Raw genomic sequence first — 12,822 nt, 5'->3', positions numbered from 1 at the left:
GTGCTGGGGCGAGGGGCTCGCTGGGGCTCATGCGTCATGAACGACTGCCCGGAGCACCGCGTCGATGACGGTGCCTCCGTGCGGCGCTCTTCAGCGGCCCGCCGGGCACCCTCGCCGTGGCAACCGCACCAGTCTACCCGAGCTGTTTCCCGGGTTTCCGGCAGTCCCCGGTCACGGCTCCAGGCTGGCCCGCCGACGGTGTTCCCCGCCAGCGTGCCAGCCCGTTTCGACCAGTTTGTCAGCTCCGGCCGGCCGACTCGGCCATCTTCAGCTCAGGCCACCGAAGAGAGTGGTCACCGAGCCATCGTCGAAGACCTCCCGGATCGCCCGCGCCAGCAGCGGCGCGATCGACAGCACGGTCAGCTTGTCCAGCTGCTTCTCCGGCGGCAACGGCAGCGTGTTGGTCACCACGATCTCGCTGATCGAGCTGTTCTTCAGCCGCTCGGTCGCCGGGTCCGACAGGAGCGCGTGGGTGGAAGCGACCACGATCTCCGCCGCGCCCGACTCCTTGAGGATGTCCGCGGCCTTGGCGATGGTGCCACCGGTGTCGATCATGTCGTCGACGATCAGGCAGACCCGACCCTCGACCTCGCCGACCACCCGGTTCGCCACGACCTGATTCGGCTTCATCGGGTCACGGGTCTTGTGGATGAACGCCAGCGGGCAGCCACCCAACCGGTCGGTCCACCGCTCGGCCACCCGCACCCGGCCGGAGTCCGGTGCCACCACGGTCATCGGGCGGCCGGCGTACTTGTGCTCCACGTACTCGGCGAGGATGTCCATCGCGAAGAGGTGGTCCACCGGGCCGTCGAAGAAGCCCTGGATCTGCGCGGTGTGCAGGTCGACGGTGAGGATGCGGTTCGCGCCGGCGGTCTTCAGCAGGTCCGCCACCAGGCGGGCCGAGATCGGCTCCCGACCCCGGTGCTTCTTGTCCTGGCGCGCGTACGGGTAGAACGGCAGCACGACGGTGATCCGCTTCGCCGACCCCCGCTTCAACGCGTCCACCATGATCAGGGTCTCCATGACCCAGGTGTTCACCCCGTGCGTCACGGACTGCACCACGAAGGCGTCCGAACCACGCACCGAGTCCTTGAACCGTACGAAAATCTCGCCGTTGGCGAACTCGTACGCGTCGGCCGGCGTCGGTGCCACACCGAGCACCTCGCCGATCTCCTTGGCCAGTTCCGGGAAACCCCGTCCGGAGAAGAGCATCAGGCTCTTGCGGTTTTCGGCGACGATGCTGCCCATGGGCCCGTCTGCTCCCGTTTGTCGGCGGTACCCGGCCCGGTGGTGGTGGGTCGGGGACTATTCGGTTGCAGTATCTCCCGCGCCGGACGCACCGCCCACCGTCTCGGCCCGCCCGTGCATTGCCTCACTGTCGCTTGCGGTGCCGGCCACCTCCGACGCACCCTCCGCGTCGCCGGCGCGCTGCGCGGCCTCGGCCGCCGCCGTACCGGCCCGCCGCTTCACCACCCAGCCCTCGATGTTGCGCTGGCGCGCGCGGGCGACACCCATCGCGCCCGGCGGCACGTCGTCCACGATCACCGAGCCGGCCGCCGTGTACGCGCCGTCACCCACCTCGACCGGCGCGACGAACATGTTGTCCGCCCCGGTCCGGGCGTGGCTGCCGATCACCGTGCGGTGCTTGTTGACCCCGTCGTAGTTGACGAAGACCGACGCGGCGCCGATGTTGGTCTGCTCGCCGATCGTCGCGTCACCCACGTACGTCAGGTGCGGCACCTTCGAGCCGGGCCCGATCTCGGACTTCTTCACCTCGACGAACGTGCCGACCTTCGCCTTCTCGCCCAGCCGGGCCTCCGGCCGCAGGTACGCGTACGGCCCCACGCTGGCGCCCGCGCCCACCTCGGCGCCCACCGCGTGGCTGCGCACCACTGACGCCGCCGGGCCGACGATCGTGTCGATCAGCGTCACGTCCGGCCCGACCAGCGCGCCCGCGCCGACCACCGTGGCCCCGCGCAGCTGGGTGTTCTGGTCGATGACCGCGTCGCGGTCCAGCGCCACCGTCACGTCGATCCAGGTGGTCGCCGGGTCGAGCAGGCTCACCCCGGTGCGCATCCACGCCTCGTTGACCCGGTCGCGCAGCAGTCGCCGCAGCGACGCCAACTCCACCCGGTCGTTGCAGCCCAGCGTCTCGACGTGGTCGACGGCCACGTGCACCGCGACCGGCTCGCCGACGGACCGGAGCAGGCCGAACACGTCGGTCAGATACTCCTCGCCCTGGTCGTTGTCGGTGGAGAGCTTGCCCAGCGCGTCGCGCAGCCGCACCGCGTCGAACGCGTAGATGCCGGCATTGATCTCCCGGATCGCGCGCTGGGTCGCGTCGGCGTCGCGCTCCTCGACGATCTGCTCCAGCCGGCCGTCGGCGTCCCGGACGATCCGCCCGAGCCCGGTCGGATCGGGCACCTCGGCGGCCAGCACGGTGGCCGCCGCGGCGGCCTCCTCGTGCGCGGTCACCAACGCGCCCACCGTCTCCGGGCGCAGCAGCGGCACGTCGCCGTTGATCACCACGACCGTGCCGGCGCCCTCCGGTACGGCGTCCAACGCGATCCGCACGGCATGTCCGGTGCCGAGCTGCTCGGCCTGGAGCACGGGCGTGGCGTCGGGGGCGATCTCGGTCAGGTGGGCCTGGACCTGGTCGGCGCCGTGGCCCACCACGACGACGGTGCGGTCGGCGGCCAGCGGCCCGGCCGCGCTCAGCACGTGGCCGAGCAGCGTACGGCCGAGCAGGGGGTGCAACACCTTGGGCAGTGTCGACTTCATCCGCTTGCCCTCACCGGCGGCGAGCACGACGACGGTACGAAGGTGGGGCTGGGGCACGACGTGGCTCCCGTCGGGACGGCGGACACTCTCGCGGCCATGCTAACCACGCGGCCCGGCAGCGCGTCCTCTTACCCCCAGCAGAACCCAAAACGGACTTGTCGGGACAGCTCGGCCGCCAGGGTTCGAACCTGAAATACGGGTACCAAAGACCCGGGTGTTGCCAATTACACCACGGCCGATTGCAACGTCAAGAACACCGTCGCCTCAGAACGAGCATCCTGCCGGTACACCTTAACGCCCGACGGCCGCGACGCCAGCACTCCTGCCCTTCATGATCCCCTCGGCCTTGCCGACCATCGCACGTGGCTCGTGACCGAGGCGGCGGTGACACCCCGCGCGGGAAACCGCTCGGGCGGCACCCCACAGCGAATGGAGGGTGGGCCCTGAGCAGGGCTTTAGGACCTACGTACGACAGCTTTTTCAAACTTCCCCGTGCGATCTACCGAGCCGTAAGTTACGGTGACGTAGGCGTAGGTTCGTGATCGTTTCCGTCCCCTCTGCGAGGTGCCATGTCCACTACCATGCTCGAACCCAACACCGCCGGCCCCGGCCCGAAACCGCTCACCGACGGCAGCCAGTCCAACGGGATCCTGGCCGCCCTGTGGGCCTTCGTCGTGATCCCCTTCGTGGCCCTGCTGGTCGCCGTGCCGATCGCCTGGGGCGGCTGGCTGGGCTGGAGCGACGTGATCATCGGCCTGGTCTGGTACGTGGTTTCCGGGCTCGGCATCACGGTGGGCTTCCACCGCTACTTCACGCACGGCTCGTTCAAGGCCAAGCGTTGGCTGCGGGTGACCCTGGCGGTCGCGGGTTCGCTGGCGGTACAGGGCGAGATCATCCAATGGGTGGCCGACCACCGGCGGCACCACGCCTTCTCCGACCTGGAGGGTGACCCGCACTCGCCGTGGCGTTTCGGCACCAGTTTCTGGGCACTGACGCGGGGTCTGTTCCACGCACACGTGGGCTGGCTGTTCCGCCGCGAGCTGTCCAACCGGGAGCGGTTCGCACCGGATCTGATCGCCGACCGCGACATCAGCCGGGTGGACCGACTGTTCCCCGTGCTGGTGGCCGTCTCGCTGCTCGGCCCGGCGCTGATCGGGGGCCTGGTGACCTGGTCGTGGCAGGGCGCGCTCACCGCGTTCTTCTGGGCCGGGCTGGTCCGGATCGGCCTCCTGCACCACGTCACCTGGGCGATCAACTCGGTCTGCCACGTGTACGGCGAGCGCCCGTTCGCGATGCGCCAGGGCGACCGCGCGTCGAACTTCTGGCCGCTGGCGATCCTGTCGTTCGGTGAGAGCTGGCACAACCTGCACCACGCGGACCCGACCAGCGCGCGGCACGGTGTGCTGCGTGGTCAGGTGGACATCTCGGCCCGGGTGATCTGGCTGTTCGAGAAGGTCGGCGCGGCGTCGCAGGTGCGCTGGCCGAAGCCCGAACGTCTCGCGGCCAAGCTCGTGAAACCGGTCGCACCCCGGTAAACCGGGCGGTGCCGTGGGGTGCCACCTGGCAGGATGGCCGGGTGGCCGAGCGGAGCGGGGGGCCGGACGGCTCGGCGGACGGGGGGGCCGAGCCCGATCCGGGTACGGTCGGACGGCACGGCAGGCCGGACGGGCCGCCCGCCAGTGAGGCGACGACGTGAGCGGGCACAGCGGAGGCACCATTCCACGGCAGGGCGTCACCGAGCGCCAGCGAGGCGGCGACATGCCCGAGGTCAGTGACGAAGCCGGCGGCCGGCGTGCGGTGCCGGCCGCGGCGGCGAAACCCAAGCCCCCCTCACGCGTACGCATGTCGGCTGCGCAGCGGCGGGAGCAGTTGATCGCGATCGGCCGGCAGCTGTTCGCCGAGCGAGGTTTCGACGCCACCTCCATCGAGGAGGTGGCGGCCCGCGCCAAGGTCTCCAAGCCCGTGGTGTACGAGCACTTCGGTGGCAAGGAGGGGCTGTACGCGGTCGTGGTCGACCGGGAGGTCCGGGCCCTGCTGGACCGGATCACCACGGCGCTGACGGCGGGGCATCCGCGTGAGTTGCTGGAGCAGGCGGCGATGGCCCTGCTGGGCTACATCGAGGAGGAGACCAGCGGGTTCCGGGTGCTGGTCCGCGAGTCGCCGCTGTTGTCCGGCACGGCCACCTTCAGCAGCGTGATGAACGACGTGGCCCACCAGGTCGAGCACATCCTGGGCGCCGAGTTCAAGAGCCGCGGGTACGACCCGAAGCTGGCCGAGCTCTACTCGCAGGCCCTGGTGGGCATGGTCGCGTTGACCGGCCGCTGGTGGCTGGAGGTGCGCAAGCCGCGCAAGGAGACGGTGGCGGCGCACCTGGTCAACATGGCCTGGAACGGGTTGTCGCACCTGGAGGCGAAGCCCACGTTGATCACCGCCCGCCGCCGCTGACCGTTCAGCGGCGGTGCACGTCGGCCACCGGATGTTTGCGGCGTTCCAGCTCCGCCTCGGCGTGCTCCGACGGGCCGGTTTTGTCGTACAGGCCGGTGCCCAGCAGGATCAGGCCGAACAGCATCGACACGATCACGGTCGACATCGAGAAGTTGAGGAAGTTCGCGTCGGTCTGCAGCACGGACATCATGAGGATGCTGGTCACCAGGAACACCGCCCCGGCGGTGAGGTTCATGTAGTGGCCGAGGTTGCTGCGCCGGGACGCCCCGATGATCAGGACGACTCCGAAGACCACCGAGGCGAGCGAGAAGGCCAGGTTGGTGCGGAGCCCGAGGGCCCAGTGGTTGCCCCGGTCAAAGAGCGGGTCGCCGATCGTCTCGGCGACACCCCAGACGCCGAAGACCAGGATGTAGACGCCGATCAGGCCGGAGAGCACCCGGTAGAGCGGCCGTGCCGGATGGTTCACCGGAAAGTGCGGCATACCCAGACCCCCCTGAATCGACCGTTTCAGGAGGATTGTCACCCAGGGCAGAGCCGACCGTCCGGAGAACCACAAAGCCCGAAACGGTCCGCCGCAGGCCGGACCAGGTCAGGTTTCGCCGGAGCCCGAGCTGCGCAGGGATCAAGCCTGACCGCCCGGAGCAGCTCGGGCTCCGGCGAAAACCACACACCGGAAGAGACTCAGAGAACGAGACGAGCCTTCTGGAACGCCTCCGCCTCATCCTCCGTGCCGACCTTGCCGTACATGCCGGCCATGAGCAGCACCAGGGCGGCCGTCATCACGACGATCACGGTGAAGATGCTGAAGTTGAAGAAGTTGGCGTCCGTCCGGATGAAGGCCAGACCGGCCAGGCTGATCACCATCAGGGCGTACGCCATCCACTGGTTGATCGCCACGTCGATGTTGCGGCCGAGCGCGGTGCCGACCAGCACGACGAGCCCGAGCAGCACGCAGAGCAGCGAGAAGCCGAGGTTGGCGCCCTGGCCGAGGACGCGGGTGTCGTCCTGGGCGAGGATCTCGTTGCCGGCGCTCGTGATGATGCCGAGCACGCCGAAGACCACCAGGTACAGACCGGTCAGCCCGCCGATCGCCCGGTAGATCGGCCGCGCGGGGTGGTTGATGGGGGTGTGGGCCATGTCTGGGTCTCCAAGGGTGAGGTGTCGCCGACGATTGTTCCGCATGTGTCGGTGTGACGCCGCACACGGCCCCCGCGCCGGCGTGCCCGGCCCGCTCAGCCCTCGGGCAGGTCCTCGGCGAGGGTCATCCAGGTCTCCTCGATCCGTTCCCGTTCGGCGCGCAGATCCTTGAGCTGGGTGTCCAGCTCGGCGACGCGGGCGTAGTCGGTGGCGTCGGCGGCGAGTTGGTCGAGCAGGGTCACCTCGCGCTGGTCGAGCTTGCCGAGCTGCCGTTCCATCCGGGTCAGCTCCTTGCGGGCCTGGCGCACCTCGGCGGCGGACATGCCACCCGCGGTGGGCCCGGCCGGCGCGACCGGGCCGGTGCCGCCCGCCCGGGTGGCGCCGGCTCGCTCGGCGGTCCGGGCGAGGTACTCGTCGACGCCACCGGGCAGGTGCACGAGCCGGCCGTCGCCGAACATCCCGTACGCCGTGTCGGTGACGCGTTCGATGAGGTAGCGGTCGTGGCTGGCCACGATGATCGTGCCGGGCCACGAGTCGAGCAGGTCCTCCAGCGCGGCCAGCGTGTCGGTGTCCAGGTCGTTGGTGGGCTCGTCGAAGAGCAGCACGTTGGGCTCGCCGGCGAGCAGCCGCAGCATCTGCAACCGGCGACGCTCACCGCCGGAGAGGTCGCTGACGGGCGTCCAGAGCCGGCGGTCGTCGAACCCGAAGACCTCGGCGAGCTGGGCGGCGGAGACCTCCCGGTCGCCGAGCTGGACCCGGCGGGCGACCTCCTCGACGGCCTCCAGCACCCGCAGGTGCCCGGGCAGCTCGACGAGTTCCTGGGAGAGGAACGCCGGTCGCACCGTCGAGCCGGTGCCGAGGCGGCCGCCGTCGGGGCGGGTGATGCCGGCGAGCATCCGCAGCAGGGTGGTCTTGCCGGCGCCGTTGGCGCCGAGGATGGCGATCCGGTCACCGGGGCCGACAAGCCACGTGACGTCGCGCAGGATCTCCTTCGGCCCGGCGTGCAGCTCGACGTTCTCCAGCTCGTACACCTGCTTGCCGAGCCGGGAGACGGCCATGCGCTGCAGGGACATGGTGTCGCGGGCCGGCGGCACGTCGGCGATCAGCGCGTTCGCGGCGTCGATGCGGAACTGCGGCTTGGAGGTGCGGGCGGGCGGCCCGCGCCGCAGCCAGGCGATCTCCTTGCGGAGCAGGTTCTGCCGGCGGGCCTCGGTGGCGGCGGCGACGCGTTCACGCTCGGCGCGGGCGAGGGTCCAGGCGGCGAAGCCACCCTCGTACGCCCGGACGGTCTGGTCGCCGACCTCCCAGGTGGTGGTGCAGACCGCGTCCAGGAACCACCGGTCGTGGGTGACCACGACGAGGGCGCCCTTGCGGCCGACCAGGTGCCGGGCCAGCCAGTCGACACCGCCGACGTCGAGGTGGTTGGTGGGCTCGTCGAGGATCAGCAGGTCCGAGTCGCGGACGAGCAGCGCGGCGAGCGCCACCCGCCGCCGTTCGCCACCGGACATCGGGCCGACCGGCTGGTCGAGGCCGAGGTGCGGCATGCCGAGGCCGTCGAGGATGTTGCGGACGCCGGCGTCGCCGGCCCACTCGTGCTCGGCGCCCATGCCCTCACCGAGCCAGGCGGTGCCGAGCACGACGTCCCGGACGGTGGCGTCCGGGGCGAGGGTGAGCTGCTGCGGTAGCCAGAGCACGCGCAGGTCACGGCGGTGGGTGACCCGGCCGTCGTCGGGCTCCTCCTGCTTGGTGAGCAGGCGCAGCAGGGTGGACTTGCCGGCGCCGTTGAGGCCGACCACACCGATCCGGTCGGCGTCGTCCAGGCCGAGCGAGACGTCCGTGAGCAGCCGCCCGGCGGCGCCGTACCCCTTGGACACCCGGTCCAGATTGACGATGTTGGCCACGTTCCACCCTTCAAGATCAAGGCGTCCGGGTGCCGGCGGGCACCTCGGGACGCCTGAACCCAAGGGTACGCGGACGTTCCGGCCACCCTCGCCGCGCGGGCCGTCCGGGACGCGACGTCAGCCGACGCGCGCGCCCACCACGGGCCCGTGCGCGACCCGTGCCTCCCGACACACCCCGGCGCTGGTCAGCTCGGCGGCGATCCGCTCGGCGTCGGCGGCGTCGGCGGCGAGGAAGACGCAGGTCGGGCCGGAGCCGGAGACGATGCCGGTGAGCGCGCCGGCCGCCTCGCCGGCCTTGAGGGTGTCGGCCAGCGCGGGCCGCATGGCCAGCGCGGCGTCCTGCAGGTCGTTGCCGAGCGTTCGGGCGAGGACCCGGGGGTCGCGTTGACGCAGCGCACCCAGCAGAGCGTCGGTGCTGCCCAGCGGGGCGCCGGCGGCGCCGGAGTCGCGCAGCCGGTCCAGCTCGCGGTACGCGGCCGGGGTGGACAGGCCGCTGTCGGCGATCGCCACGACCCAGTGCCAGGAGGTGGCTCGGGCCAGCACCGGGCTGACCGCCTCACCCCGGCCGGTGCCCAGCGCGGTGCCGCCGTAGATCAAGAACGGCACGTCGGAGCCCAGGTCGGCGGCGATCCCGGCCAGTTCGTCGCGGGACAGCCCGGTGCCCCACAGCGCGTCACAGGCCACCAGCGCGGCGGCCGCGTCGGCGCTGCCGCCGGCCAGCCCGCCGGCGAGCGGGATCTGCTTGCGCAGGTGCAGGCGGGCGTGCGGCAGCACCCCCGCGTACCCGGCCAGGGCGTGCGCGGCGCGGATCACCAGGTTGGAGTCGTCCAGCGCCAGCTCGCCGGTGCCCTCGCCCTCCATGGTCAACGCCAGCGTGTCGCCCCGGCGGGCGGTCAGCTCGTCGTAGATGGAGATGGCGTGATAGACGGTGTTCAGCTCGTGGTAGCCGTCGCGGCGCAGCGGGCCCACCCCGAGGTGCAGGTTGACCTTGGCGGGCACCCGGACCCGCACCGGACCGATGGCCCCGCGTCGATCGTCCTCGTCGTCCGGTCGCCAGGCCTCGGTCACGGGGTGAGGTCCCGCGTGCGCAGGCGAATGTCGAACGGCTTGCTCAAAATCAGCTCCTCGGCGGAGTCGGCGGACACGGCGTCAGCCTACTTCGCGGCCACCGTACCGGCCGGGGCCGACGCGGCGATGGCGGCGAACTGCTCGACGGTCAGTGACTCCCCCCGGGCCCCGGGGTCGACGCCGGCGGCGGTCAGCGCGGCGGCGGCCCGGTCCGGGCCACCGGCCCAGCCGGCCAGCGCGGCGCGCAGGGTCTTTCGGCGCTGCGCGAACGCCGCGTCCACGACGGCGAAGACCCGCTCCCGCGGCACGTCGGCGCGGGGCGGTTCGTGGCAGGTGAAGGCGACCAGACCGGAGTCGACGTTGGGCACCGGCCAGAACACGTTCGGCGGCACCTTACCGGCGCTTCGGGCGTGGGCGTACCAGGCGAGCTTGACCGACGGGATGCCGTACACCTTCGAGCCGGGACCGGCGACGAGCCGGTCGGCGACCTCTTTCTGCACCATCACCAGGCCGTGCCGGAGGGTGGGTAGCTCGGCGAGGAGGTACAGCACCACCGGTACGGCGACGTTGTAGGGCAGGTTCGCGACCAGCGCGGTCGGCGGCGGGTCAGCCAGCTCGGCGGCGCTGACCCGGAGCGCGTCGGCGCGGTGCACGGTGAGCCGGGCGGCGTCCGCCCCGGCGTGCCTGGCGACGGTCTCCGGCAGCGCACCGGCGAGTGTCGGGTCGATCTCCACGGCGTGCAGGTGCCCGGCGACCGGCAGCAGCCCCAGGGTGAGTGAGCCGAGCCCCGGGCCCACCTCCAGGGCCACGTCGTCGGGGGTCAGGCCGGCGGCCGTGACGATCCGCCGCACCGTGTTCGGGTCGTGCACGAAGTTCTGGCCGAGTTTCTTGGTGGGCGCGACGCCCAGCCGGGCGGCCAGCTCCCGGATCTCCGCCGGGCCGAGGAGACCGGTCATGGCTGGCAGCGTAGCGGCGTCGTCGGGACCGGCCGCCGGGCCGGGCTCACCACGGGCCGAAGGCCCGGTCGCCGGTGGCGGAGATGGCCGCGCACAGCTCGTCCAGGTCGCTGCCGGTGGTCGCGGCGAGGGACCGGACGGTGAGCGGGATGAGGTACGAGGCGTTCGGCCGGCCACGGTGCGGGGTCGGGGTGAGGTAGGGGGCGTCGGTCTCCACCAGGATCTGGTCCAGCGGGGTGAGCGCGGCGGCCTCGCGCAGGGCGGTCGCGCTGCCGAAGGTGACGGTGCCGGCGAAGCTGAGCAGGTAGCCCCGGCGCACGCACTCGCGGGCGAACTCGGCGTCACCGGAGAAGCAGTGCAGCACCACCGTGTCCGGTGCGCCCTCGTCGTCGAGGATCCGCAGCACGTCGGCGTGCGCGTCCCGGTCGTGGATGACAAGCGTCCGGCCGTACCGCTTGGCGATGGCGATGTGCGCCCGGAAGCTCGTCTCCTGCGCGGCGCGCCCCTCGTCGCCGGTACGGAAGAAGTCCATGCCGGTCTCGCCGATCCCCCGGACCCGGTCGCGGGCGGCCAGCGACTCGATCTCCCGCAGCGCCTCGTCGAGGTCGGCCAGCCGGGGCGCCTCGTTGGGGTGCAGCGCCACGGTGGCCAGCACGGCGGGATACGCCTCGGCGATGTCCGCGCCCCACCGCGAGGAGGCCACGTCCACGCCCACCTGGACCAGCCGGTCCACGCCGACCTTGGTGGCCACCGTGATCGCCGTGGCGACCGGGTCGTCGGACGGCCCGCCACCGGGCACGCCAGCCTCGCTGACGGTGATGTCCAGGTGGGTGTGGCTGTCCAGCACCGGCCGGGGCAGCGGCTCGGGGGCGGGCGGGAACTCTCCGGCCCGCCGGGCGGCACGCTCGCGGCGGGTTTCAGTCGGCTCGCTCATCAGCGACAGCATCACACACCGGGGCCGTCCATCCGCCCGCCACCCGGCGTTCACCTCGACTACGCCGCGCGACTCTACCGTCGCCGGGTGAGCGAGCGAACCATGAGGTACAGCAGCGTGGCGTCTCGCGCCGCTGCCGAGCGGAGCGAGGCGGTGGTGTGAGCGAGCGCAGCGAGCGAACCATGAGGTACAGCAGCGTGGCGTCTCGCGCCGCTGCCGAGCGGAGCGAGGCGGCGGGGTGAGCGAGCGCAGCGAGCGAACCATGAGGCACAGCAGCGTGGCGTCTCACGCCGCTGCCGAGCGGAGCGAGGCGGCGGGGTGAGCGTCACACCCCACGCGAGCGACGCCGCCGGCGAACGGACCGGCCTGCGCGTGGCCTTCGGCGGCGGCGTCTACCCGGCTGAGGAGATCGCCCGGGGCGCCGCGTACGAGCTGTTCAGCGCCGAGGAGGTGGCCGGCTTCGAGCGGGCGCCGCGTCCGGGCAGCGCCCTGCCGTGGCGTCGGTTCGTGCACGTCACGGAGGTGAGCGCGGTGCACGGTGCCGTCGTGCCGGCCGAGGAGCCGGAGACACCGCTGATGATGCCGGCGCACCGGGAACACGGCTGGTCGCACGTACACCAGCTCAGCCAGCAGCCGTCCGCGGCGGGTGACCCGGTGTTGGCCGCGATGCGTGCCTCGGCGATCATCCGGCGCGGCACCCGGATGGTGAAGGTGCTCTCCGGCCGGCAGCTCGCCGGGTACGTGCGGGGCTGGCTGCCGCACGGCTTCTGCTATCGCGAGCACGACGTGGCGCACCTGCGTACGCCGTCGACGACCACGGTGCTGCGCACCGACGGCGACGTCGGGCGGGACGGCTCGGACGTGGCGTACGCGCTGCGCTGGCGGGCCGCCGACCCGGGCGACTACGACGTGCCGGTGGGCGAGGCGCACCGGGGGCTGACGGCGCTGGCGTCCCGGGACCGGCTGGGCCCGCCGGTGCTGGGCACCGGTTTCGTGCCGAGCAACGGCCAGCTCATCCCCGAGTTCATCACCCGGGACTTCGCCGACCTGCCGATGCCGGCGAACGCGACGCTCGTCGCCTATCCCGCCGAGGGCGTCGAGGTGGTGCTCTACAGCTACCAGGCCGAGCAGCGCGCGTGGCTGCGGATGGTGGGCCCGCAGTGGCGGCACCTGCTGGCCGCGGTGCCGGGCCTCTCCCCCGACCAGGAGTACGTGCCGACCGGCGACGCCCCGCGCTCCACCCAGCTGGTCGGCCTCTACGGCGACACGGAGTACGAGGCGGTGGCCGACCTGCCCGGGGGGTTCCGGGTGCTGGCGATGACCCGGGCGGCCCGCTATCCGGTGGACGCGGTGGCCCGCCGGGTCCGGTTCGCGCAGTGGCGGGGCGTGTCGTGCCTGGTGCTGCGCGAGGAGGCCGGCTGGCTGCGGCTACGGCTGCGTTTCCCGGACCCGGACGCGGTGATCGCCACCGGCGCGCAGTGCCACGACCGGGGCGTCTACGAGACCTGGGCGCCGGGCGCCGAGGTGAGCGACGACCAGATCAGGGACACCCGGTACGTGATGTGACGGCGCGCGGCGGTCCGAGAGCCCACCGCCGCGC

Annotated in this window: 11 protein-coding genes and 1 tRNA gene; 3 read left to right on the top strand and 9 right to left on the bottom strand. The window is 72.1% G+C overall.

Annotated elements, in window-relative coordinates; translation table 11 throughout:
• Positions 1 to 267: 267 nt before the first annotated feature.
• From ACFYPH_RS02510 to ACFYPH_RS02500, 3 genes are all read right to left on the bottom strand, one after another.
• Positions 268 to 1,248 (bottom strand): ribose-phosphate diphosphokinase, encoded by a 981-nt coding sequence (locus tag ACFYPH_RS02510; RefSeq protein ID WP_030329105.1) that lies wholly within the window; start codon positions 1,246 to 1,248, stop codon positions 268 to 270.
• A 57-nt stretch (positions 1,249 to 1,305) separates the two neighbouring features.
• Entirely contained in the window at positions 1,306 to 2,838 is a 1,533-nt protein-coding gene (gene glmU / locus ACFYPH_RS02505; protein WP_363939141.1) for a bifunctional UDP-N-acetylglucosamine diphosphorylase/glucosamine-1-phosphate N-acetyltransferase GlmU, read from the bottom strand.
• A 110-nt stretch (positions 2,839 to 2,948) separates the two neighbouring features.
• Positions 2,949 to 3,020, bottom strand: a tRNA-Gln gene (locus ACFYPH_RS02500).
• Positions 3,021 to 3,350: 330 nt separating this feature from the next.
• Between ACFYPH_RS02500 and ACFYPH_RS02495 the strand changes: the two genes are divergently transcribed.
• On the top strand, positions 3,351 to 4,316 hold the full coding sequence (locus tag ACFYPH_RS02495) for an acyl-CoA desaturase (RefSeq protein WP_387178350.1): 966 nt from the start codon (positions 3,351 to 3,353) through the stop codon (positions 4,314 to 4,316).
• A gap of 223 nt (positions 4,317 to 4,539) precedes the next feature.
• Positions 4,540 to 5,226 (top strand): TetR/AcrR family transcriptional regulator, encoded by a 687-nt coding sequence (locus tag ACFYPH_RS02490; protein WP_354860520.1) that lies wholly within the window; start codon positions 4,540 to 4,542, stop codon positions 5,224 to 5,226.
• Between the two features lie 4 nt (positions 5,227 to 5,230).
• On the opposite strand, the gene ACFYPH_RS02485 is transcribed toward ACFYPH_RS02490, so the two are convergent.
• From ACFYPH_RS02485 to ACFYPH_RS02460, 6 genes are all read right to left on the bottom strand, one after another.
• Positions 5,231 to 5,707, bottom strand: coding sequence for a DUF4383 domain-containing protein (locus ACFYPH_RS02485; protein ID WP_354860522.1), 477 nt, complete (start codon positions 5,705 to 5,707; stop codon positions 5,231 to 5,233).
• A gap of 200 nt (positions 5,708 to 5,907) precedes the next feature.
• Entirely contained in the window at positions 5,908 to 6,363 is a 456-nt protein-coding gene (locus ACFYPH_RS02480) for a DUF4383 domain-containing protein (protein WP_354861867.1), read from the bottom strand.
• Between the two features lie 95 nt (positions 6,364 to 6,458).
• Positions 6,459 to 8,264: an ABC-F family ATP-binding cassette domain-containing protein gene (locus ACFYPH_RS02475; RefSeq protein WP_354861865.1), complete on the bottom strand. Its 1,806-nt coding sequence runs from the start codon at positions 8,262 to 8,264 to the stop codon at positions 6,459 to 6,461.
• Positions 8,265 to 8,381: 117 nt separating this feature from the next.
• Entirely contained in the window at positions 8,382 to 9,332 is a 951-nt protein-coding gene (locus ACFYPH_RS02470) for a 4-(cytidine 5'-diphospho)-2-C-methyl-D-erythritol kinase (RefSeq protein ID WP_354861863.1), read from the bottom strand.
• Positions 9,333 to 9,418: 86 nt separating this feature from the next.
• A complete protein-coding gene (gene rsmA / locus ACFYPH_RS02465) occupies positions 9,419 to 10,288 on the bottom strand; it encodes a 16S rRNA (adenine(1518)-N(6)/adenine(1519)-N(6))-dimethyltransferase RsmA (protein ID WP_354861861.1) in 870 nt (289 codons plus the stop codon).
• Between the two features lie 46 nt (positions 10,289 to 10,334).
• Positions 10,335 to 11,234, bottom strand: a complete 900-nt coding sequence (locus ACFYPH_RS02460; RefSeq protein ID WP_354861859.1) for a TatD family hydrolase — start codon at positions 11,232 to 11,234, stop codon at positions 10,335 to 10,337.
• A 306-nt stretch (positions 11,235 to 11,540) separates the two neighbouring features.
• Here ACFYPH_RS02460 and ACFYPH_RS02455 point away from each other — a divergent pair, with 306 nt between their 5' ends.
• Positions 11,541 to 12,788, top strand: a complete 1,248-nt coding sequence (locus tag ACFYPH_RS02455) for a hypothetical protein (RefSeq protein ID WP_387178345.1) — start codon at positions 11,541 to 11,543, stop codon at positions 12,786 to 12,788.
• Positions 12,789 to 12,822: the final 34 nt, after the last annotated feature.

Origin of the sequence: Micromonospora sp. NPDC005252 (assembly GCF_042872475.1) — a bacterium.
GTDB lineage: Bacteria > Actinomycetota > Actinomycetes > Mycobacteriales > Micromonosporaceae > Micromonospora.
Note: the sequence above shows the minus strand (reverse complement) of the source record. Positions and strands in the feature narration are given on the sequence as shown.

Coding starts and splice junctions, on each gene's coding strand:
- ACFYPH_RS02480 (WP_354861867.1), bottom strand. CDS start 6,363: ATGGCCCACACCCCCATCAACCACCCCGCGCGGCCGATCTACCGGGCG.
- ACFYPH_RS02510 (WP_030329105.1), bottom strand. CDS start 1,248: ATGGGCAGCATCGTCGCCGAAAACCGCAAGAGCCTGATGCTCTTCTCC.
- rsmA (WP_354861861.1), bottom strand. CDS start 10,288: ATGACCGGTCTCCTCGGCCCGGCGGAGATCCGGGAGCTGGCCGCCCGG.
- ACFYPH_RS02485 (WP_354860522.1), bottom strand. CDS start 5,707: ATGCCGCACTTTCCGGTGAACCATCCGGCACGGCCGCTCTACCGGGTG.
- ACFYPH_RS02460 (WP_354861859.1), bottom strand. CDS start 11,234: ATGCTGTCGCTGATGAGCGAGCCGACTGAAACCCGCCGCGAGCGTGCC.
- ACFYPH_RS02495 (WP_387178350.1), top strand. CDS start 3,351: ATGTCCACTACCATGCTCGAACCCAACACCGCCGGCCCCGGCCCGAAA.
- ACFYPH_RS02490 (WP_354860520.1), top strand. CDS start 4,540: ATGCCCGAGGTCAGTGACGAAGCCGGCGGCCGGCGTGCGGTGCCGGCC.